Below are 21,786 nucleotides of genomic sequence, written 5' to 3'. Positions count from 1 at the left end.
ACGCCAGTACGAGACGCCTTGAACTCAATCAGCGACGCGGCAATGGCGGACCGTTCATGTGAACCCGGGTCTCTGACGAGCTGGATCGTTGTTGAGCACCCTGTTTTCCGAACCTTTGCGGCGGCGCATACTAGGGAATTCTGCGATAGTTGCAATGTCCGCTTGTGGCTCAATCCTGGCGTCACAACAGTCGCGGCCTGCGGGGGCCGACGGGGAATGCCAGGAGTTTTGGCGGAACCGAAACCTTGCGAGTAGGCTCAAAGCGTCGCCTGCCATGCGCCCGCGCCTACTAGAATGTCTTCCAAGTCCGCTGGCCATACCTGCTCCGTAGTGGAGCGAAGCTCGGTCTGGCTCCACCAATGATGGGCAGCCATGACTTCCCGCTCAAGGAGACTCCAGTTGGCATCGGAGATTGCTGGCTCGTTGATGCGTATCATGAAATATCGTTCATCGGCTTCGACCACGTTTCCGTTGTAGAGTGTTAAGACGACGGTTCGTTGGGCAACCTGTTGTCCGGGATGGTCTCGAGTGATCCCGAGCTCCTCATGCAACTCGCGAAGCGCAGTCTCTTCATACGTCTCGTTATCTTCCACCCCGCCGCCGGGTGTCGCCCAGAAGATTCGACCGCTCAAGGGTCCTGATTTGGGCTCGAACCTGAACAGAAGCACTTGGTCCTGGTTGTTGAGGACGAGAAGGCGGGATGACGGGCGCTGCAACATAGCCCTACGATAGGCCGATTTTTCGTGGCAAGAAAGATGCTTGGTCCAGAGTACGTTGGCGAATGACGTCGCCTTCACTGATCAATCCGAGCGGCCGGTTATCGGGGTCCACAGCTGGTATTGCGGTGACGTGGTGGATCAGCATTTGCCGAGCGGCCTCGGCCACGGTGGTTTCAGGCGACACCGTAATCAAATTCGTTGTCATCACAGACTTTGCGGGGATTGTCATGTGTACGGCTCCAGCTAGAAGAGCGTGCACGATACCATACCGGTTTGGTGGCCGCCTTGACGTACCGCAACATACGATCGGTTGCCGTCCCTCGCGACCATCCCGGATGCTGAAATTGTCGCCACGCTTGTGAAGTCCCGCCTCTCATCGGCCGCACCTGACAATACATATCCGTCTTGATCCACGGCGCGCCACAGCCAGCACTTTCTCCCTCCGATGCGAACGACAGCCTCGTCGAGATGCCACACGTCGCCGGAAGAAGGCGATTTGCGGTGCAACCGCGCTGTGACATGGAACCGTGCGAACCATTGGCGGATCGTTTCATACGAGACTGCCACACCGCGCTCCAGCATCATTTCCTCGCGCAGGCTGACGTTGAACCAGAAATACAGCCAGATTGCTGGGGCGACGGTTTCAATAGGGAAGCGATGATTCTTGTAGGTCGGCGTCGCGCTGTTCATCCGTGAGCGTCTACCGCAATCGTTTGACGAAAATCAATGTGACAACGCCGCAATACAAGACATTCGACGACCGGGCACAGGGGGTCACCCCAGATCCTGCAGATTGAGTACTTGAGAGAAATAGGCTCCAGGTGTTGAGCCGCTCCTACGACCGCGCTTTTTGTTTCGTGTCGATCTCATCCGAACTTTTAGAGACGTCAGAGGCTTTGAAATCCCAGTGCTCGTTCTCGGCCGCCCGTGCCTTGCAAACGACATAGGAGGGGACCGGCTCGCAGCGTCCTCGTACGTATTCTCTTCTCGCTGCAAGAGTCGGGATCCGCTCGAGTGAGACTGGCCCAGTCAGCGCACGATCCACTAACAGATCTGACAAATTATGTCGTAGAAATTGGATGGAAACGGATGGATAAATAGTCCATGAGAGTGTTTCGAGAATTGGATGGGAATGGATGGGAAAATGAAATTTCTAAAAACGGCGACCGTCCGGATCACGCCCGAAATCTTGTCGCTGATCGCCGAAATCGACGAATTCAAGGGTGCTTGGCGTGCGATCGGCCGGATCGCTCCTGAGCGGCTGTCCGGCCTCCGGCGTATCGCCACGATCGAAAGCGTCGGTTCCTCCACACGTATCGAAGGGGCACGCCTTACCGACCGAGAGGTCGAAAAGCTGCTGGCAAACATTCGCCTGGGGTCGTTTACGACACGCGACGAGCAAGAGGTTGCCGGCTATGCGGAGGTGATGGAGACCATCTTCAGTGCTTACGAAGCTATTTCATTCACCGAGAATCATATCCGTCAGCTCCACCGCGACCTTCTTGCGTATTCGACAAAGGACGAGCGGCATCGCGGCGCATACAAAACCCTCTCGAACAACGTGGAAGCGTTTAACGAACAGAGCGAGAGCCTTGGCATCATTTTCGAAACGGCATCGCCGTTCGATACGCCGCGTCGAATGGAAGAACTGATCGGCTGGCTGGATGAGCAATGGCGAGAAAAGCGGCTCCATCCACTTTTGGTTGTCGCGATCTTCGTTGTCGTTTTCCTGGAAATTCATCCGTTCCAGGATGGCAATGGCCGCCTCTCGCGCATTCTGACCACCTTGCTGCTCTTGCAGGCCGGCTACGCTTACGTCCCCTACAGCTCGCTCGAAAGCATCATCGAGCAAAGCAAGGAGAGTTATTACATCTCGCTCCGGCGCACGCAGGGAACGATCCGCAGCGCAGAGCCCGAATGGAATCCCTGGATCGAGTTCTTTTTGAGAGCCCTGCATCGGCAGAAGACCCGGCTTGAGAAGAAAATGGAGCGCGAGCGAATTATCCTCGCCGACATGCCGGAATTATCCGTTACATTGCTCGAGTTGGTGCGCGAGCACGGGCGGATTACGGTCGCGGAGGCTGCACGGATCACCGATGCAAGCCGTCACACCATCAAGGATCATCTCAAGACACTCGTGGATCAAGGGCACCTCGCCCTCCACGGTGCCGGCCGCGGCGCCTGGTACGGCCTTTCCTGATGATGCGGATGTCAGGCCCATCTCAATAGTTTTTGCAGTTGAAAGGATTTGAACCAGCGACCCTCAAGAAACAAGTCGCCGCGTAAGATAGCCGACGTCGCGTCGACGATGTCGGTCATGCCCACCAGTCTTCAGAGGCCGCTGAAGAGGGGCGCCGCCGCCACAAGGACAAGGCGAGCGACTTCGAAAACGCGCTGGCGGCTGATCATACCGGCCCTTTGAAGTAGACCCTGATGAGGAACAATGTCGCCCGCGCCTGCGGTTAACGGCGTCAATTGCGGAGTAAAAATGGGCCGTTTCGCCAAAGAAAAAATTTCTATGACGATTCCCCACAGGCTAGCTCAATTAGCCAGGGGCTAAGCCTCGAAGATCTTGCGATTGCAACGGGACTGACGGTTGTGGAGATAGAGGCCTGCGAGGATCCTCCCGCCGGAGCAGTACGAAGCCATCATCTGGAGCGTATCGAGCGCGTGCTCGGCTAGGGCCTCCCCAGCGTCGCCCTGGAAGGTTCGGTGCAGCCTGTACAAGGACCAGCAGAACGGCGTTCGACGATCCGTGAGGCAATCATCACCCGCCGGGCAGGCATACCGGAGAGCCGTGGATTTTCGATGCGTTCGATGAGCAGGCGGAGGCCGACGGCACCGGCCTCCTGCCCTTCCATCTTCACCGTCGTCAGTGGCGGCGAAATTTGGGTCGCCGGCGAAAAGTCGCCGAAGCCGACGACCGAAACATCGTCGGGGATCCGGTACCCCTGCCCCAGCAATTCGGAAACGACTGTCAACGCAAGACCGTCATGAGCGCAGAAAAAGGCCGTCGGAGGAATACCCCTCTTCTTCAGGTCCCGGAATGCCGCGCCGAAGCCGTTTTGCTCATCGAACTCCAAGACCTGCAAGGAGACGTCCTCGTGCCGCTCGGCGATCTCACGCGCCCCATAAAACCGCTCACGCCGCCCGCGGAAGCCGGGTGTGCCGCTGACATAGACGATTGATCGATGGCCGAGGCCAACCAGATATTGAAGCACCGCCTGCCCCGCCTCATGGTCGGTCCCAGTGATCTGATCAGCCTCTTCCAGCGGATCGACCCATCCGAAACGCACGATCGGTATGCCGGTTGCCGTTGCCGCCGCCACTGCTTCGCGATCATGCGGACCGACAAGCATCAGGCCCGCGCATGCGTGCGCCAATTCCTCAAGTTGCCCGGCGCTATGCGTCCAGCGGATGCGCAGCGCCATCCCCAGCCTGTGAGCCTCGCGCTGGACGCCGTTCTGGATCTGCATGTAAAGCTCGCTGTTAACGGCATCGAGATCGTGGAACACGACGGCAATGTCGTTTGACTGCGATTGGCCGGCAGGACGCGTGTATCCCAGCCGCTCGGCCGTTGCGCGAATGAGCGCGCGCGTTTCCTCGCTGACGCCGCTCTTGCCTGCCAGCGAGCGGGAGACGGCAAATTTGGAGAGGCCGACCTCTTGCGCGATCGTTTGTAAGGTAATCCGCCCGCGTTTTCCCACTCTCCACCTCGTCCGCTGCAGCCCGTTCGCTACGTTTCACGCGGCAAACGCAACTTTCCTACTAATAACACATAACGCTTTACCTAACGGTATCCAACTGTATTCTTCTCTTCGGTCCGCTTTGATAGGCAAAAATCACAGGAGAGCGGACGATTTCTGGAGGAGACCCCCTATGATCAAGCTGAAACGTCGTGCGTTTCTGGCCGGGACTTCGGCCGTTCTGATCCTGCCCGCACTGCCTGCCCTAGCGGCGGATTACAAAGAAGCCGCCACCCTGAAGGACAAGGTTTCGGGCGGCGCATTGCCGCCGCTGAAAGATCGACTGCCCGAAAATCCCCTGGTCATCAAGCCGGTGGATAGTATCGGCAAGCACGGCGGCGACTGGAACATGGCCCTTGTCGGCGGCGGTTCGCTCTCCATGTTGTTCCGTTATCAGGCCTACGAGCCACTCCTGCGCTACACGCCCGATTGGTCGGGCGTGACGCTCAACGTTGCCGAAGCCTTCGACGGCAATGCGGATTCCACCGAATATACCATCCGTCTGCGCAAGGGCATGAAGTGGTCGGACGGACAAGCTTACACCACAGCCGATGTGAAATTCTGGTACGATACTATTCTTACGGACAAGCGGGTCGCCGTGAACGGCCAGGGTCATTGGAAGACATCAGGCAAGCCGGCAAAGCTCGAAATCATCGACGAGCAGACGTTTAAAGTTATCTTCCCCAAGCCTAACGGTATGTTCCCACTTCAGGTCGCCTGGGCCAATAGCGATCACACGACCCGCTGTCCCAAGCATTATCTCGAGCAGTTCCATATCGACTATAATCCGAAAGCTGACGAGCTTGCCAAGCAGCGCGGCTTCGAGAGCTGGATCGCCGCCTTCCAGTCTGCCTCCGGCTTTCAGGACGACAACGCTTTCTTCCTGAACTCCTCGAAAAAGCCCTGCCTGCATGCCTGGATGTTCACCGTCGCCCCAGGCGAGAATACCGAACGCGCCATTGCCGAGCGCAATCCCTTCTACTGGAAGGTTGATACGGAGGGGAACCAGCTCCCTTATATGGACCGCATCGTCTACCAGATGGTCGCAGATCCTCAAGTGCTGCTCTTGAAGGCCATGCAGGGAGAGATCGACCTGATGGACCAGTATATCGCAACACCGAACAACAAGTCGGTTCTCTACGATGCGCGTGAGCAGGGCAAATATGATTTCTACACACTGACTTCCACCGAAGCCAATGTGATGAACTTCATCTTCAACCTGAATCACAATGACGAGACCAAGCGAAAGCTCTTCCGCAACAAGGACTTCCGTGCAGCACTGTCACTGGCGCTCGATCGCCAGTCGCTGATCGATGCCGTACTCGTCGGCCAGGGCGCTCCCGCCCAGCCATCGATCAAACCGGGCGATCCGCTCTACAACGAGCAGCTCGCCACGCAGTTCACGAGCTATGATGTCGACAAGGCGAATGCCATGCTCGATCAGCTCATTCCGAAGCGTGACGACCAGAACTTCCGGCTAGACGAAAAGGGCCGCCGGCTGACGGTGATCTTCGAAATCGACCAGGCACGCGCCGTCTTCCTCGATCTCTTCCAGCTCGTCATCCCGATGTTCCAGGCCGTCGGCATCGATGCACAGATGCGCACCATGGATCGATCGCTCTGGGAAACCCGCGTCCGGCAGGGGCGCGATTTCGACGCTACGGCCCACCAGTTTGGCGCCAATGGCGGCGTCGCCGCCATGCTCGATCCGCGCTATTACGTGCCGACGGATTCGAACGCTATGTATGCGCCGGCCTGGCAGCTCTGGTATCTCGACCGCAACAACGCCAATGCGGAAGAGCCGCCGGAAGAGACCAAGAAGCAGCTTGAGCTCTACGACAAGCTGAAATCGACCTCCGATCCGTCCGCCCAGCAGGAGGTCATGAAGCAGATCCTGCAGGGTGCGGCTGACAACTTCTATGTTTTTGGCGTCTCCCTGCCCCCGGATGGCTACGGCATCGTCAAGAACAACATGAAGAACATCACGAAGACGATGCCGAACTCATTCGGTTGGCCGACGCCTGCTCCCACCATGCCGGAGCAGTTCTACAAGGTCTGATGGCCTATGACAGCCATGAATGCGAGGCGCCGGCTCTGCCGGCCGGCGCCAAGGTCCCTCATTGCCCAGCGGTTGGATGAAGACGATGCTCGACGCCAGAAGACAGAATAGCGACACCTTGCGCACCCCGAACTGGTTCAAGACCGCAACACGGTGGACCCAGCTCACCTTCGTGGAGGACGATCCGGAAAAATATGATCCGGCCTTCTGGGTGGACGTTTTCAAACGCACGAAATCCAACGCGGTATGCCTCAGCGCCGGCGGCTACATCGCCTATTATCCGAGCGAGGTGCCCTATCACTATGTGAGCAAATACCTGGGCGATAAGGACATCTTCGGCGCGCTCGTCGATGCCGCCCGAAAGCTCGACATGCATGTCATGGCCCGAGTCGACCCACACGCAATTCACGACGATGCCGCCACGGCACATCCCGAATGGGTGATGATTAATGCCGACGGCACACCGCGCCGCCACTGGGCCTATCCGGATGTCTGGGTGACCAATGCCTATGGCGATTACAACACCGTCTTCATGCCTGAGGTCGTCAAGGAGATCGTTCGCAAATACGATATCGACGCCGTCTTCGCAAATCGCTGGCAGGGCCATGGCGTCGATTACAGCGAAGACAGCGCGCGCCGCTTCAAGGATATGTTCGGCCACGACCTGCCGAAAAAACCGGATGCCGAAGACCCGGCCTGGCAGGCCTGGGTGCAGTGGCGCCGCCGCGTACTCACCGACATGATTGCCCAGTGGGACGATGCGGTCAAAGCGATCCGCCCGCATGCGAGCTTCATCCCGAACATGGGCGGCGCCTCGCTGATGGAATTCGACCTCTCGGTCATCGCCAAACATTGCCCCTTCCTCGTTGTCGACCATCAGGGCCGTAAAGGCCTCGAACTCGGCTGGTCCGCCGGCCGCAACGGCAAGCGCATCCGCGCCACCTTCCCCGATCGCCCCGTCGTGCTCATCACCTCGATCGGCCCGGAGGAGGAATACCGCTGGAAGGATGCGGTCACCTCGGGCGAGGAAATGCAGCTCTGGATCAATGACGGCACGGCCCATGGCCTCTATGCCTGGTTCACCAAGTTCAACGGCGTTGTGCCGGACAAGCGCTGGGTAGAACCGGTCGCCGACGCCTTTGCACTTCAGGCAGCCGTCGAGCCGGTCCTCGAAAGCATGCAGCCGACCGCCGAAATCGCCGTCGTTGATCCTTCGACCACCCTTCGCCACTGGGCGCCGGAAGAGCGGCACAATGCCGAGAAGCACGATCTCGGCTTCTATCACGCGCTCGTCGAAGCCCGCCTACCCTTCGAGCTTCTCTCGGATCAGGTTCTGACCAATGAAAATCTCGACCGTTTCAAAGTAATCATCCTCGCCAACGCTTCCTGCCTTTCCGATGCGCAGAACGAGGCGATCCGCGCCTATGTCGAACGTGGCGGCAGCGTCGTCGCTTCCTACGAAACCTCACTCCGCGATGAATTCGGCAAGAAGCGCAACGAATTCGGCCTTTCGGATGTACTGGGTGCGAAGCTCGTTTCCGGCCCGCGCGGAATCGTCAAGAACACCTATGTGGCACTGTCTGGCGATCATCCTGTTAATCAGGGCTATGAGGGTGCCGAGCGCATCATGGGCGGCACGCGCCTCATTCATGCCGACCCGACCGGTAATGCGACGATGCCCTTCCTCTATGTGCCCGATTTCCCGGACCTGCCGATGGAAGAGGTCTATCCTCGCAAAGCGCCGGAAGGTGCTGCCGTCATCGCCCGCGAAACCGGCAAGGGCGGTCGTACGGTCTATATCCCCTGGAATATCGGGGAGATCTTCTGGGAAGTCTTCGCGGTCGACCATGGCAAGCTCATCAGCAATGCCGTCAGCTGGGCGCTCGGCAAGACCCCGCGCGTCACGGTCGAAGGTCCCGGCGTCATCGATATGGCACTGCGCGACAGTGCCGAAGGTATCGCGGTCAGTCTGTTCAACCTCACCAACCCGATGATGATGAAGGGGCCTATACGCGAGAATTACCCTCTGGCGGCCCAGACGGTTTCAGTGGAAATTCCTCAGGGCAAGTCGCTAGCCAAGGCATGGCTGACCGTTACCGACCGCGCCGCAAACTTCAGCGTCAAGGATGGCCGCGCGCAGGTGGAAGTGCCTGATATCGAGCGGCTGGAGGTGCTGCACCTCACCTGGAAATGAGGTGTCGAGACAAGGAGGAGCGTTTTCGGCCTGAAGGGGCCGAAAGCGGATGGAGATCCGAAGGAAGTGCCTGACCGGGCGCTCTCAACGGGAGGAGAAACATTCCGATGCATGGCTATATCTTCAAGCGCGTGCTCTACATGATCCCGACCTTGTTGGGCATGTCGCTGATCTCGTTCCTGATCATCCAGCTGCCGCCGGGTGATTACCTGACCTCAATGATCGCGACGATGAGCGACAGCGGCCAGGCCGTCGATCCCGCGCAGATCGAGCGGTTGAAAGAGATCTACGGCTTCGACGACCCCTTCTATATCCAGTACCTCAAATGGATCTGGGGCATTGTCAGTCGCGGTGATTTCGGCTGGTCCTTCGAGTGGAACCAGCCCGTCTCCGGCCTCATCTGGGCGCGCATGGGCTCGACGCTGGTCATCTCGTTTCTGAGCCTGCTCTTCGTCTGGATCGTCGCCCTGCCGATCGGCATCTATTCGGCCGTGCGCCGCCACTCGATCAGCGACCACGTCTTCACCTTTTTCGGCTTCATCGGCCTTGCGGTACCGAACTTCATCCTGGCGCTGACATTGATGTATGTCGCCTACCGCTACCTCGGCCAGAGCGTAGGCGGCCTCAACTCCCCCGAATTTGCCGAAGCACCCTGGAGCCTCGCCAAGGCAGGCGATTTCCTCGCCCATCTCTGGATCCCCATTATCATCATCGGCGCGTCGGGCACCGCCGCCATGATCCGCATCCTGCGCGCCAACCTGACGGACGAGCTGCACAAGCCCTATGTCATCACCGCTCGCGCCAAGGGCCTGCCGGAGTACAAGGTGATCCTCAAATATCCAGTGCGCATAGCGCTGAACCCCTTCGTCTCGGCGATCGGCTGGGTACTACCCCATCTCGTCTCCGGCGTGACAATTACCGCCATCGTCCTGAATTTGCCGACCGCAGGTCCCCTGCTTTTCCGCGCGCTGGTCTCGCAGGACATGTATCTCGCCGGCAGCTTTATCCTGCTGCTCTCGGCACTCACCCTCGTCGGCATGCTTCTGTCGGACCTGCTGCTTGCGCTGCTCGATCCGCGCATCCGGTTCAATTGAGGAGGCGCCGATGACGCACGAAACATTCGCGCCCCATAACGGTCCCCTCCACATCGTTTCCGAAGGTCCCTCGATCAGCCCGCTGAAACAGGGCAAAACCGTATCGACCGCAGCCATCGGTCCCTGGCGGCTGGTCGCCGGCAAGCTGATCCGCCAGAAGGTGGCGATGGTCGCCGGCGTGATCATCCTCCTGCTCTATCTCATCGGTCTCTTTGCCGAATTCCTGGCGCCTTCCCTGCCCGCGACCTCCAAGCCGCAATATACCTACGCGCCGCCGCAAGGCCTCAGCTTCTTTGTCAACAAACCGGATGGCAGCTCGGAATTCAATTTCCATGTGAAGGGCTACAAGGTGGAGATCGAAAAGGTTGCGTTGAGGCGCACCTTTGTCGTTGACGACAACAAGGTCGTGCCGATCGGCTTCTTCGTCAAAGGTCCGGCCTACAAGCTCTGGGGCCTGGTCCCGATGAACCGGCATTTCATCGGCCCGATCAACCCTAATGATCCCATGTACCTGCTCGGCGCCGATCGCCTCGGCCGCGACGTTCTCACGCGGCTGATCTACGGCACCCGCATTTCGATGTCGATCGGCCTCGTCGGCGTCGCCATGTCGCTCGTCCTCGGCGTCGTGCTTGGCTCTATCTCCGGCTTCTACGGCGGCTGGGTGGATACGCTGATCCAGCGCGTCATCGAAGTCGTCAGCGCCATGCCGACCATCCCGCTGTGGCTCGGCCTTGCTGCGGCAATCCCGCTCACATGGTCGCCCGTCAACGTCTATTTCGTCATCACCATCATCGTCTCGCTGCTTGGCTGGACCAGCCTTGCCCGCGAAGTGCGCGGCCGCTTTCTGGCGCTGCGCGGCGAGGATTTCGTTACTGCCGCAAAGCTTGACGGCTCAAGCGAGGCGCGGCTGATCTTCCGCCATATCCTGCCCTCGCTGACGAGCCATATCCTGGCTGTCGTCACGCTCGCCGTACCGACGATGATCGTCGCGGAAACCTCGCTCTCCTTCCTCGGCATCGGCCTCAAGCCGCCTGTTGTCAGCTGGGGCGTGCTGCTGCAGGACGCCCAGAATATCCGCACGGTAGCAACCGCGCCCTGGCTGCTGATCTGGCCGTCTCTGGCGGTAGTTGTTGCCGTCCTGTCCTTCAACTTCTTCGGCGACGGCCTGCGCGACGCAGCCGATCCCTATGACAATTGAGGAGGAAGCCATGACCGATCTTCCAGAAGATGTCGTCCTATCGGTTGAAAATCTCTCCATCGACTTCCGGCTGCGCACGCATATCCTGCATGCCGTCGAGGACGTCAGTTTCCAGCTGAAGCGTGGGCAGACGCTCTGCCTCGTCGGCGAAAGCGGCTCGGGCAAGAGTGTGACCGCCCGCTCACTGCTGCAGATCGTCGACAAGCCCGGCACCATCGTCGGTGGCCGCATCCTCCTGCGCAACGGCAGCGAGATCACCGACATCGCCACCCTCGAACCCGGCAGCCGCGCCATGAGGCAGATCCGCGGCCGGCGCATCGGCCTCATCTTCCAGGAGCCGATGAGTTCGCTCTCGCCGGTCCACACGATCGGCTCGCAGATCGTCGAGGCGATCCGCATGCACAGCGCTCTCGACAAGAAGGCAGCGCGTACCCGCATGGTCGAGCTGCTCCGCCAGGTCGAAATCCCAAACCCGGACAAGATGGCCGACTGCTACACCTTCGAATTCTCGGGCGGCATGCGCCAGCGCGCCATGATCGCCATGGCTCTTGCCGGCAATCCCGATATCCTGATCGCCGACGAGCCGACCACCGCACTCGACGTAACGACACAGGCCGAAATCCTCGACCTCATCAAGCGCCTGCAGGTCGATCGCGGCATGGCGATGCTGCTCATCACCCATGATATGGGCGTGGTCGCCGAAGTGGCAGAGGATGTCGCCGTCATGCGCTTCGGCCATATCGTCGAGCGCGGCCCGGTCGATGCCATCTATCATGCCGCGACCCATCCCTACACACGCCAGCTGCTGGCCTCGACCGTGAAGCTGACACATCATGTCGAAGGCAGACTCCCGGCAATCGCCTTGTCTTCGCAGGCACCGCCACCGATCCTGTCTGTGCGCAATCTCAGCAAGACCTTCGGCTGGCACGGCAATGCCAACACGCTACGCGCCGTCGATGACGCCAATTTCGACCTCTATCCCGGCGAAAACCTCGGCATCGTCGGAGAAAGCGGTTCTGGCAAGACGACACTCGGCCGCCTGATCCTGCGCACCGTCGAGCCGACGACCGGCACGATTCTCTACCGCGGGAAGGATGGCGGCGAGACCGATGTTACCAAGCTCGGAAAGAAGGAGCTGCGCAACTTCCACCGCGAAGTCCGTCTCGTCTTCCAGGATCCTTTCGCCTCGCTCAACCCGCGCATGACCGTCAAGGAAGTGATCGGCGATCCACTGATCGTCAACGGCCTCGCCAAGGGCAAGGCGCTGGAGGACCGTGTCGCCGAGCTGATGCGCCTCGTCGGCCTCGATCCGATGGGCATGGAGCGCTATCCGCACGCCTTCTCGGGCGGCCAGCGCCAGCGCATCGGCATTGCTCGCGCCCTTGCACTCGATCCGCGTGTCATCATCGCCGATGAAGCGACTTCGGCCCTCGACGTATCCATCCGCAGCCAGATCCTCGACCTGCTGCTCGATATCCGCCAGCGGCTGAACCTGAGCTTCATCTTCATTTCTCACGACATTTCGGTGGTACGCTACTTCTGCGACCGCGTTGCCGTCATGCATCGCGGCAAGATCGTCGAACTCGGCGAGGCCGAGCAGATCTGCACCGCGCCGCAGGAGGCCTATACGAAGAGCCTCATTTCAGCCGTTCCCAATCCCGACCCACGCGACAAACGCATGCTGCACCGGCACCGGTTCGTCGCTCCTGCCAATGCCTGAGGACGTTCCAGTGCCGAAATTTTGCGCCAACCTTTCCTTCCTCTACCAGGATCTTGCCTTCCTCGATCGTTTCGTCGCCGCTGCAAACGACGGCTTCGGCGCGCTCGAATATCTCGGCCCCTATGTCGAGCCGAAGGAGAAGGTCGCCGATGCGCTCAAGGCAAACGGCCTAAAACAGGCGCTCTTCAATGTTCCCTCCGGCGACTGGGCGGGCGGCGAACGTGGCATTGCCTGCCTGCCGGATCGTATCGAGGAGTTCCGCGCCGGCATCTCGCTGGCCCTCGATTACGCCAAGGCGCTCGCCTGCCCGCAGGTCAACGTCATCTCCGGCCTCGTGCCGAAAGGTGCCGATCTCGAAACGCTCGAAAAGGTTCTGGTCGAGAATCTGAAATATGCCGTTCAGCGCACCGCCGATGCCGGCGTGAAGCTGTTGATCGAGCCGATCAACCTGCGCGACATCCCGGGCTTCTTCTTGTCGAAGACCGATCACGCCGAGCGCATCCTCGAAAAGGTCGCATCCGACAATCTCTACATCCAGTATGATTTCTACCACATGCAGATCGTGCAGGGCGACCTGATCCCGACCTTCATCCGACTCAAGGACAGGATCGCCCATGTGCAGATTGCCGACAATCCCGGCCGCAATGAGCCCGGTACGGGCGAGATTAACTACGGCTTCATCCTCTCCGAACTCGACCGCCTCGGCTACGACGGCTGGGTCGGCTGCGAATACAAGCCGAAGGCTGGCACGAGCGAAGGCCTCGGCTGGATGAAACCCTATCGGAAGTGAGCGAGACATGAATATCGGTTTTATCGGACTGGGCCTCATGGGCCGCCCGATGGCGGAGCACCTGATCGATGCCGGCCACACGCTGCATCTGAGCCGTGTGAAGGACGCCTCGCAGCACCTCGTCACCAAGGGCGGCAGGGCTGTCCACACTGCCAAGGCTGTTGCCGAGGCCTCCGACATCACCATTCTGATGCTGCCGGATACGCCTGACGTCGAAGCCGTGCTCTTCGGTGAGAATGGAGTGATCTCCGGCCTCTCCTCGGGCAAGCTCGTCATCGACATGAGCTCGATCTCGCCCGTCGCCACCAAGGACTTTGCCAGGCGCATCGAAGCGCTCGGCTGCGACTATGTCGATGCTCCGGTCTCCGGCGGCGAAGTCGGCGCCAAGGCCGCTTCGCTGACGATCATGGCCGGCGGCAAGGATGAGGCTTTCGAGCGAGCCAGGCCACTCTTCGAAAAGATGGGCAAGAATATCACGCTGGTCGGCGCCGTCGGCGATGGCCAGACCGCCAAGGTCGCCAACCAGATCATCGTCGGGCTGACGATCGAAGCCGTCTCCGAAGCGCTGCTCTTTGCCAAACGCGCCGGCGCCGATCCGGCCAAGGTGCGCGCAGCCCTGATGGGCGGCTTTGCCGCCTCGCGCATTCTCGAAGTGCACGGCGAGCGTATGGTCAAGGAAACCTTCGATCCCGGCTTCCGTATCCGACTGCATCGCAAGGACATGACGCTGGCCGTCGATGCCGCCCGCGCGCTCGATCTCTCGCTGCCGAACACGGCCGCCACTCAGCAACTCATGAATGCCGCTGTTGCGAATGGCGACGGCGAACGCGACCATTCCGCCCTCATCCGCACGCTCGAGCTCCTCGCCGGAGGGCCGCGCTAGATCAGGACCACCTAGAACACCCGGACGACATCTTCGATTGCCTCCCACCGGAGCCTTTTTCCGGATGGCGAAGCCATGTCCGGACATCGATAGAGAAGGACAGGACAATGCTCAGAAACGATATCCAATTCCCTTATGGCGCCGTCTATTTCCGCAAGTCCAATCCGCCGCGCGACGACTGGGAACGCGACTATGCCACCGCTGGCGAAGACGGCCTGAACATCTTCCGCCACTGGTTCATGTGGAGCGCCATCGAAGTCGCCCCCGGCGTCTACGACTGGGAAGAATATGACCGCCAGCTCGATCTTGCCGCAAAAAACGGCATCAAGACGATTATTGCCGAACTCATTCATGCGGTGCCGGATTGGGCCGTCCGCAAATATGCCGATGCGCTGCAGGTCAATGCCGACGGCACCAAGCTCGGCTCCTTCATGGGTGTATCGGCGGCAACTGGCGGCTTTTCCAACAATGGCGGCGGCGCCGGTGCGCTGACGCTGAACTGCCCGGAAGTGAAGGAGGCGGCCGGCAAGTTTTTGACCGCGCTTGCCACCCGTTACAAGGACCATCCGGCGATTTACGGCTACGACGTCTGGAATGAGTGCAACTATTCCGCCGATGTCGATTACAGCAGCTATGCCAAAGCCGCCTTCCGCAGATGGCTGGAGAAGAAATACGGCAGCTTGAAAGTTCTCGCCAAAGCTTGGCACCGCTACAGCTATGCCGAATGGGAGGATATCGAGCCGCCGGTCCATATGGCGCCCTATCCTGAATGCATCGACTGGCTGCAGTTCAAACGCGACAATTTCTATAATCAGATGCAATGGCGCATCGATACGATCCGCGCGGTCGACCAGAAGAACGTCATTGCCGCCCACGGCATTTCGGGCTCGATCCCGAACATGGTCGCCAATGGCTGCGACGACTGGCTTGCCGCTTCCAAGGTCGAAATCTACGGTTTCACCTGGATCCAGGCCCGCAAGGGTACCGAGCCGTGGAAGACCTGGTACGGGGTTGACATCAACCGAGCCGCCGCCCGCGGCAAACCCTTCTGGCATGCGGAGCGTCAGGGCGGTCCGCTCTGGCTGCAGCCGCAGGTGATCGGCCGGGACAAGGAGGACGGCCGCGTCGCCGAGCCGGAGGACATCCGCATCTGGAGTATGACTTCCTTTGCCGGCGGCGCGCGCGGCGTGCTGAACTTGCGCTGGCGTCCGCTGCTCGACGGGCCGCTCTTCGGCGCCTTCGGCGCCTATGGCATGGACGGCAGCCGCACGCCACGTTCGGACATGCAGAGTGTAATGGCGAAATGGGCGAACGATCCGGCGCAGGCAGTGCTTTGGGAAGCCAAGCCGGTGCGTGGCGAGGTGGGCATCCTCGTCGTCCGCGAAACGCAGGAATGGGATTACCTGTTGAATTATGACCGCAAGGAAAAGCCCTATCCCGAAGCCATGTGGGGCGCTTACCGCGCCTTCCTCGAACAGGGTCTGCAACCGGATTGGGTCCACATCGACGATATCGACTCCTATGACTTTCTCTATTTCCCTTACCCGATCATGTTCACCGCCGAACAGGCGGCACGCCTGAAAACGTGGGTGGAGAAAGGCGGCACGCTCATTTCCGAAGCCTGCCCCGGCTACTTCGGCGATCGTGGTCATGTCGGCCAGGTGCAGCCTAATCTGGGGCTCGATGAGGTCTTCGGAGTGCGCGAGGAAGACGTTGAATTCATGCCCGACATCGGCCACCGTATCCGTTTTAAGGTCGGCGACATAGCCGTCGATGGCGGAGGTCTGCTGCAATCTTACCGCCTCACAGGCGGCACGGGGCGCGGCTATTTCGACGATGGGCGCCTTGCAGTCGTCGAAAGTCGCTTTGGCAAGGGTCGCACCTTGCTTATCGGAACCAATCCCTCTGTCGCCTTCTATCGCACCGACGGCAGGTCCAATGCCGCTTTTTTTGCCGGGCTTGTGGCCTGGAGCGCCAGGACGCGGCACGTAACCTTGTCAAACGAAGCGATCTTTGCTCGCATCCACAGGGGGGAGAGCGCAAGCTTCCTATGGCTGGTCAACCCGACACGCAAAAACCAGACAACATCGGTCAGCCTCGCTGAAGGAAAGCTCTCGGGCGCGAAGGCCGCCTGGCCGCCCGAATTTGCGTATGATACAGACCGGCTCGAAGTGCCGGCGCGAGACGTGTTGATCCTGCCGCTATCGTAGCCAACATCTCCGGGCTGGGCCGCGGTACTTCCTTCGCGGATAAAGCCGGGCATGCCACGGCGTCTCACGCGAAGGATGATCTCATCGCGGAGACAGGCGCCGCTCCTATTCTGATGTGCTGTCTCTGCGGCACCGCGGCAGAAGGATGATTCAACCGTGTTGCTTTGATCCTTTCGAGCATTTTATTGAGCCTATCCAGGCTCGAAATCCATACCATCTCGGTCCATGGTGGAGGCCAGATCAACCATCTCGCTAGAGACTATCATGACGAGAATTGCAGCTCTAAAGCCAGACGACGTCCCGGCCGGTTCGAAACCGACTCTCGATGCCTTCACAAAGACTCTCCGGTTCACCCCAAACATGATGGCGAGCTTTGCAGCGAGCCCGATCGCATTCAACGCGTGGGCGACCCTGCGCACCTCCATGAGCGAGGCGCTCGACCTGAAGACCCGTGAAAGCATCAGCCTTGCTGTATCCGAAGTGAATGGCTGCAACTACTGCCTTGCGGTCCACACCTTTGGCGCCGGGCATGCCAAGATGTCGGCCGATGAGATCATCCTCGCCCGGAAGGGCCATGCCAGCGAACCGAAGCGGGACGCCGCCGTTCAGTTCTCGCGCAAAGTCATCGAGACCCGAGGGCAGGTCAGTGACGCCGATCTCAAAGCCGTCCGCGACGCCGACTACACGGATGCGAACATCATCGAGATCGTCACGCTGGTGGCCATGTACGCTGACGAACTTCTTCAACAACGTGTTCGATCCCGAGAAGGACTTTCCCGCCGTTCCGCCGGCCGGCTCGATCTGAGCTCTGTCCGGTCGGGTTGCAGATCGGAATTTGGTAAGATGACGAAACACCACACACAGGGAGTTGGACGATGAAGGCAATTATTGTGACGGACCAAGCGGCCGGAACGGCCGGGATGAAGCTGGTGGAGCGGCCCGAGCCGCAGCCAGCAATCAACGACGTCATCGTTGCGGTTCATGCGTCGGGGTTCGTTCCGACCGAACTGACGTGGCCCTCGACCTGGACCAATCGCCGAGACCATGACCGAACTCCGTCGATCCCCGGGCACGAACTCGCCGGCGTGGTCACCGCTCTCGGCTACGGCACCACGGGACTGTCGGTGGGACAACGCGTGTTCGGCCTTGCCGACTGGTATCGCGACGGCACGCTCGCGGAATATGTTGCCATGGAGGCGCGCAATCTCGCGCCCTTGCCGGGCGACGTCGACTTCACGGTCGGCGCGAGCCTGCCGATCTCTGGCTTGACCGCGTGGCAGGGCCTGTTCCAGCACGGACGCCTTCAGGCAGGTCAGAGCGTGCTTGCGCACGGCGCGGCCGGCGCGGTCGGTTCAATGGTGGCGCAGCTCGCGCGGGAGGCCGGCGCCTATGTCATCGGCACGGGACGCGCCGCCGACCGGCAGAAAGCGCTCGACTTCGGCGCGAGCGAATTCGTCGACCTTGAAGCCGACGCGCTGGAAGATGTCGGCGCGGTCGATCTGGTGTTCGATGTTATCGGTGGCGACATCCAGAAGAAATCCGCGGCCCTGATCCGGGCCGGAGGAACGTTGGTAACCGTCGTCGGTCCGGCGGAGGCTCGACCCGCGGATGGCCTTGCTGTCGACTTCGTCGTCGAGTTCGATCGTGCTCAATTGGGTGAGATTGTCCAGCGGGTGCGGGACGGACGACTGCGGACGAACATCGGCAAAGTCTCGAGCCTTGACGAGGCCGTTGCCACCTTCAACTCAACCGATCGACGGTCGGGCAAGACGGTTATCCGCGTTCGTCCTTAAGAGCTTGGGAGGGCGAGCGATCCTGTTCTCCGCGCAGATCGTCTTTGCCCTTTTGGATCGTGGCGAGTGTCTTGGCACGCATCCAGCGAAAGAACCGATCAAGCCCCGGCGCGGGTCAGCCCGCCATTCAGGAGAAAGAAAGTGACACTCGATCATCCGATTTTCACGCGCTGGCCGGCGCAATACCCCGATCGGCTGCAACTGTTTTCCCTGCCGACGCCCAATGGGGTAAAGGTGAGCATCATGCTTGAGGAAACGGGCCTCCCCTACGAACCGCACCGGATCGACATCACGGCGGACGAAAGCCATGACCCAGCCTTTTTGGCCCTTAACCCCAATGGCAAGATTCCCGCAATCTACGATCCCGACGGGCCGAGCGGCAGGCCGCTGGCGCTGTTCGAATCGGGTGCGATCCTCCTCTATCTTGCCGACAAGACGGGACAGTTCATCTCGGCCGATCCGAACACCCGCTATGAAACGATCCAGTGGGTGATGTGGCAGATGGGCGGGGTCGGGCCAATGTTCGGCCAGGTCGGCTTTTTCAACATATTCGCCGGGAAGGACTATGAGGATAAGCGGCCGCGCGATCGCTATGTGGGTGAGGCCGCGCGGCTGCTTCGCGTCCTCGACGACCGCCTCACGGGACGCGACTGGGTGATGGGCGCAGACTACACGATCGCCGACATTTCTCTCCTCGGTTGGGTGCGCAATCTGATTGGCTTTTACGAAGCGCGCGAACTCGTCGGTTTCGACCGCTTTCTTCATGTGCAGGCCTGGCTCAATCGCGGGCTTGCGCGGCCGGCTGTCGAACGTGGGATCAATATCCCACCGCGTGAATAGCGTCCGCCAAGGTGGATGCCACTGCAAATAGCGAGCGACGCACGGGTGGGCTCAAACCATATTCAAGCGAGTATAATCATGGCTGAAATCACTCCCGATATGGAGGCAATCATCAAGCAGGCAATCCTGTCCTTCGTCGCCACGATCAACGAGGACGGAACGCCAAGTCTTTCGCCGAAGGCATCGCTAACGGTGCGCAATGGCGTACTTTACTTCGCCGATATCGCATCGCCTCGGACGATCCTGAACCTGAAGCGAAATCCGGCCGTCGAAACCAATGTGGTCGACGTATTCCAGCGGCGCGGATACCGGTTCACGGGTCGTGCGGTGGTTTTGCCGCCGGGAAGCGATGAGTTTTCGATGATTGCCGACTGGGTCCGCGCGACAAACGGCTCGGAATATCCTGTCGATCATGTCGTCAGAATTGAAACCACCTCAATTTCACCGCTTCTTTCTCCCGCTCATGTCTTTGCCGATCCGCCTCGGAGCCAGGAAGAAATCAGGGACACGTATCGTCAGAAATACGCGGCGACCGCTGGGCTGTCCTGACCGGGGAAACCACGCCGCCCGGTTTTATGGGTCGTCACACGAAACCAACGAGGGTGCCATGCACCTCTAAGAGCGGCATCGCTGAGCGCTCCGGTCCCTCTAATGTCCAAAGCTTCTTGCCTGACCTGCTACATCGGACGCGGGCCGCGCAGTGCGCTATGGTGCGTCAGCGATTCAAGACCCAGGGGTCCAATGTCTGAAGTCGACTGGTTGAGCCATCTCCTGCAAATCGTCAGCGTGACCGGGCAGCTCGAGGTCCGCTGCGCCTACGGTGCCCCGTGGCGATTGACCTGGGGCCAGGCTGCGGCGAACGAAATCCCCTACCACGTCATAGTCAAGGGCCGGGCCATTTTCGAGGATCCGGAAACGAGAACGGCGAGGGAACTGGTGAGCGGAGATATCGTGCTGCTGCCTCACGGTGCTGCGCATGTGTTGCACGACGGTAGCGGACAAACACCCATCCGCACTCAGCAGAGCCACGGGTCTGCGGGATGGATGCTGAGCGAGAACGATAGCCAGGGCGAGCAACTCGATCTGTTGTGTGGCCGATTTTTCATCGCACCGCCCCATGATCGCCTGATCCGCAATTACCTGCCGACGAATCTCGTGGCACGGGCCATGAACGGTCAAAGAGCAGATGGCATCGGGTCCGCTTCCAACCAACTCGCCAGTCTTGTTGGGCTGATGCGAATGGAATCGGCCAGCGACAGAGCGGGCGGTCGCGCCGTTCTCAACGCGCTCTCGTCGGTCCTATTCACGCTGGTATTGCGAGCGGCAAGCGAATCCGAAAAACCCCCGGAAGGCTTGTTGGCCCTGGCCAGCCATCCGCGACTGGCTCCAGCCATTGCGGCGATGTTCGCCGATCCAACGCGGCCTTGGAAACTGCCGGATCTGGCGGACTTGTGCGGCATGTCGCGCGCCACGTTCATGCGGCACTTCCAGGACAGGTTAGGTTGCTCCGCCCTCGACTTGTTGACCGATCTGCGCATGGGTCTAGCGGCCAACGAGTTGAAAAAGCCAGCGATCAGCACCGAGACCGTGGCCGAGACGGTCGGCTATCAATCTGTTTCGGCATTCCGCCGTGTGTTTGCCGAAAGGATGGGGATGACGCCGGGGGAATGGCGCCGGCTGACTCAAACAGGCGAACAGAAAGGCGCAAAATTACCTTCAGCGCGAGATTGATCCTTTCGAGCATCTTATTGTGCATATACAGTCTCGATGTTTGCATCATCGTCCGTAAACTGGGCTCCGTAATCACTTGATGAAGGAGCCATCCAATGAACGACATCGCTACAGCCAAAACCGAAACCGCAGCCGGCATGGGTGCGGAAATCTATCAGGGCGGGCGCGCTTTCCCGACGAACGCCGTCACCGAAAGCATGCTCACCCGCCGCGCTACGAAGTACTACGATGCCGCTGCCAGCTTGAGCGGCGACCAAATCCGCCAGTTGGTGAGGATCGGCACATCCGCGCCGACGTCCTTCCACCTGCAGAACTGGCGGTTCATAGCGGTGCGCACGGCTGAAGCCAAGGCTCGCCTCCGCCCGATCGCCTGGGGCCAGCCCGCGATCACCGACGCTGCCGTCACTTTCGTCATTATCGGCAAACTCGCAGATGCCAGCACGATCCCTGCACGTCTGGCGCCGGTGGTGGAAGCGGGCATCATGCCGGCACATGTCGTGCCGGAATGGGAACGACCGGCACGCGGTCTTTATGATGACCAACCTCAACGGCAGCGTGACGAGGCCGTGCGCTCCGCAACCTTCGGCGCGGCAGCGATCATCGCTGCGGCCAGTTCCTTCGGCCTGGGTTCGACGCCGATGATCGGTTTCGACGCCGACGCGGTCCACCGGGAATACGGCCTGGGCGGAGACGAGATCCCGGTCATGCTGTTGACCGTGGGACCGGAGCGGGCCGGCAACTGGCCGCAGAAGCCGCGCATGCCGGTGGCAGACGTCCTGTCCTTCGCATAATTCGCAATCCAACCGACA

General features: G+C 60.2%; 17 protein-coding genes and 2 pseudogenes. 15 read left to right on the top strand and 4 right to left on the bottom strand.

All coding sequences use genetic code 11. The features are described from left to right. Positions 1 to 257: 257 nt before the first annotated feature. From RLEG4DRAFT_RS09370 to RLEG4DRAFT_RS09360, 3 genes and pseudogenes are all read right to left on the bottom strand, one after another. Positions 258 to 797, bottom strand: a complete 540-nt coding sequence (locus RLEG4DRAFT_RS09370) for an NUDIX hydrolase (RefSeq protein WP_003577211.1) — start codon at positions 795 to 797, stop codon at positions 258 to 260. Beyond that, positions 724 to 924, bottom strand: coding sequence for a CBS domain-containing protein (locus RLEG4DRAFT_RS09365; protein ID WP_245277952.1), 201 nt, complete (start codon positions 922 to 924; stop codon positions 724 to 726). The genes RLEG4DRAFT_RS09370 and RLEG4DRAFT_RS09365 overlap by 74 nt, the downstream gene beginning before the upstream one ends. A 158-nt stretch (positions 925 to 1,082) precedes the next feature. Continuing rightward, a pseudogene (locus RLEG4DRAFT_RS09360) lies at positions 1,083 to 1,409 on the bottom strand (DDE-type integrase/transposase/recombinase); the annotation flags it as partial. A 454-nt stretch (positions 1,410 to 1,863) separates the two neighbouring features. On the opposite strand from RLEG4DRAFT_RS09360, the gene RLEG4DRAFT_RS09355 reads away from it, so the two are divergent. After that, positions 1,864 to 2,919: a Fic family protein gene (locus tag RLEG4DRAFT_RS09355; protein WP_037093509.1), complete on the top strand. Its 1,056-nt coding sequence runs from the start codon at positions 1,864 to 1,866 to the stop codon at positions 2,917 to 2,919. A 478-nt stretch (positions 2,920 to 3,397) separates the two neighbouring features. On the opposite strand, the gene RLEG4DRAFT_RS09350 is transcribed toward RLEG4DRAFT_RS09355, so the two are convergent. Beyond that, the gene (locus RLEG4DRAFT_RS09350; protein ID WP_003577208.1) at positions 3,398 to 4,426 is read right to left on the bottom strand and encodes a LacI family DNA-binding transcriptional regulator; all 1,029 of its coding nucleotides are present in this window, start codon (positions 4,424 to 4,426) and stop codon (positions 3,398 to 3,400) included. A gap of 172 nt (positions 4,427 to 4,598) precedes the next feature. On the opposite strand from RLEG4DRAFT_RS09350, the gene RLEG4DRAFT_RS09345 reads away from it, so the two are divergent. The 14 genes and pseudogenes from RLEG4DRAFT_RS09345 (at position 4,599) to RLEG4DRAFT_RS09280 (ending at position 21,768) form a co-directional block, all read left to right on the top strand. After that, complete coding sequence (locus RLEG4DRAFT_RS09345) at positions 4,599 to 6,524, top strand: ABC transporter substrate-binding protein (RefSeq protein WP_003577207.1); 1,926 nt, start codon at positions 4,599 to 4,601, stop codon at positions 6,522 to 6,524. 85 nt (positions 6,525 to 6,609) lie between these two features. Further along, a complete protein-coding gene (locus RLEG4DRAFT_RS09340) occupies positions 6,610 to 8,718 on the top strand; it encodes a family 10 glycosylhydrolase (protein WP_003577206.1) in 2,109 nt (702 codons plus the stop codon). A gap of 107 nt (positions 8,719 to 8,825) precedes the next feature. Further along, positions 8,826 to 9,812: an ABC transporter permease gene (locus RLEG4DRAFT_RS09335; RefSeq protein WP_003577204.1), complete on the top strand. Its 987-nt coding sequence runs from the start codon at positions 8,826 to 8,828 to the stop codon at positions 9,810 to 9,812. A gap of 10 nt (positions 9,813 to 9,822) precedes the next feature. Beyond that, complete coding sequence (locus RLEG4DRAFT_RS09330) at positions 9,823 to 11,010, top strand: ABC transporter permease (RefSeq protein ID WP_003577203.1); 1,188 nt, start codon at positions 9,823 to 9,825, stop codon at positions 11,008 to 11,010. 10 nt (positions 11,011 to 11,020) lie between these two features. Further along, entirely contained in the window at positions 11,021 to 12,730 is a 1,710-nt protein-coding gene (locus RLEG4DRAFT_RS09325) for an ABC transporter ATP-binding protein (RefSeq protein WP_003577202.1), read from the top strand. Between the two features lie 10 nt (positions 12,731 to 12,740). Further along, a complete protein-coding gene (gene otnI / locus RLEG4DRAFT_RS09320) occupies positions 12,741 to 13,520 on the top strand; it encodes a 2-oxo-tetronate isomerase (RefSeq protein ID WP_003577201.1) in 780 nt (259 codons plus the stop codon). A gap of 7 nt (positions 13,521 to 13,527) precedes the next feature. Then, the gene (locus RLEG4DRAFT_RS09315) at positions 13,528 to 14,403 is read left to right on the top strand and encodes a 2-hydroxy-3-oxopropionate reductase (RefSeq protein ID WP_003577200.1); all 876 of its coding nucleotides are present in this window, start codon (positions 13,528 to 13,530) and stop codon (positions 14,401 to 14,403) included. Positions 14,404 to 14,510: 107 nt separating this feature from the next. Further along, positions 14,511 to 16,613 (top strand): beta-galactosidase, encoded by a 2,103-nt coding sequence (locus tag RLEG4DRAFT_RS09310; protein WP_003577198.1) that lies wholly within the window; start codon positions 14,511 to 14,513, stop codon positions 16,611 to 16,613. Between the two features lie 264 nt (positions 16,614 to 16,877). Beyond that, positions 16,878 to 17,418, top strand: a pseudogene (locus RLEG4DRAFT_RS09305) (carboxymuconolactone decarboxylase family protein). A 70-nt stretch (positions 17,419 to 17,488) separates the two neighbouring features. Next, positions 17,489 to 18,406, top strand: a complete 918-nt coding sequence (locus RLEG4DRAFT_RS09300; protein ID WP_003577194.1) for an NADP-dependent oxidoreductase — start codon at positions 17,489 to 17,491, stop codon at positions 18,404 to 18,406. Between the two features lie 141 nt (positions 18,407 to 18,547). Then, on the top strand, positions 18,548 to 19,246 hold the full coding sequence (locus RLEG4DRAFT_RS09295) for a glutathione S-transferase N-terminal domain-containing protein (RefSeq protein WP_003577192.1): 699 nt from the start codon (positions 18,548 to 18,550) through the stop codon (positions 19,244 to 19,246). A 78-nt stretch (positions 19,247 to 19,324) separates the two neighbouring features. Then, positions 19,325 to 19,795 (top strand): pyridoxamine 5'-phosphate oxidase family protein, encoded by a 471-nt coding sequence (locus RLEG4DRAFT_RS09290; protein ID WP_003577191.1) that lies wholly within the window; start codon positions 19,325 to 19,327, stop codon positions 19,793 to 19,795. Between the two features lie 192 nt (positions 19,796 to 19,987). Beyond that, positions 19,988 to 20,977 (top strand): AraC family transcriptional regulator, encoded by a 990-nt coding sequence (locus RLEG4DRAFT_RS09285; RefSeq protein WP_003577189.1) that lies wholly within the window; start codon positions 19,988 to 19,990, stop codon positions 20,975 to 20,977. Positions 20,978 to 21,114: 137 nt separating this feature from the next. Beyond that, entirely contained in the window at positions 21,115 to 21,768 is a 654-nt protein-coding gene (locus RLEG4DRAFT_RS09280; RefSeq protein WP_051040898.1) for a nitroreductase family protein, read from the top strand. Positions 21,769 to 21,786: the final 18 nt, after the last annotated feature.

The organism is Rhizobium leguminosarum bv. trifolii WSM2297 (assembly GCF_000271845.1).
The sequence above is the reverse complement of the archived record's forward strand: the minus strand, read 5'-3'. Positions and strand labels throughout refer to the sequence as shown.

Coding starts and splice junctions, on each gene's coding strand:
- RLEG4DRAFT_RS09365 (WP_245277952.1), bottom strand. CDS start 924: ATGACAACGAATTTGATTACGGTGTCGCCTGAAACCACCGTGGCCGAG.
- RLEG4DRAFT_RS09335 (WP_003577204.1), top strand. CDS start 8,826: ATGCATGGCTATATCTTCAAGCGCGTGCTCTACATGATCCCGACCTTG.
- RLEG4DRAFT_RS09290 (WP_003577191.1), top strand. CDS start 19,325: ATGGCTGAAATCACTCCCGATATGGAGGCAATCATCAAGCAGGCAATC.
- RLEG4DRAFT_RS09310 (WP_003577198.1), top strand. CDS start 14,511: ATGCTCAGAAACGATATCCAATTCCCTTATGGCGCCGTCTATTTCCGC.
- RLEG4DRAFT_RS09300 (WP_003577194.1), top strand. CDS start 17,489: ATGAAGGCAATTATTGTGACGGACCAAGCGGCCGGAACGGCCGGGATG.
- RLEG4DRAFT_RS09315 (WP_003577200.1), top strand. CDS start 13,528: ATGAATATCGGTTTTATCGGACTGGGCCTCATGGGCCGCCCGATGGCG.
- RLEG4DRAFT_RS09280 (WP_051040898.1), top strand. CDS start 21,115: ATGGGTGCGGAAATCTATCAGGGCGGGCGCGCTTTCCCGACGAACGCC.
- RLEG4DRAFT_RS09345 (WP_003577207.1), top strand. CDS start 4,599: ATGATCAAGCTGAAACGTCGTGCGTTTCTGGCCGGGACTTCGGCCGTT.
- RLEG4DRAFT_RS09340 (WP_003577206.1), top strand. CDS start 6,610: ATGCTCGACGCCAGAAGACAGAATAGCGACACCTTGCGCACCCCGAAC.
- RLEG4DRAFT_RS09325 (WP_003577202.1), top strand. CDS start 11,021: ATGACCGATCTTCCAGAAGATGTCGTCCTATCGGTTGAAAATCTCTCC.
- RLEG4DRAFT_RS09330 (WP_003577203.1), top strand. CDS start 9,823: ATGACGCACGAAACATTCGCGCCCCATAACGGTCCCCTCCACATCGTT.
- RLEG4DRAFT_RS09355 (WP_037093509.1), top strand. CDS start 1,864: ATGAAATTTCTAAAAACGGCGACCGTCCGGATCACGCCCGAAATCTTG.
- RLEG4DRAFT_RS09285 (WP_003577189.1), top strand. CDS start 19,988: ATGTCTGAAGTCGACTGGTTGAGCCATCTCCTGCAAATCGTCAGCGTG.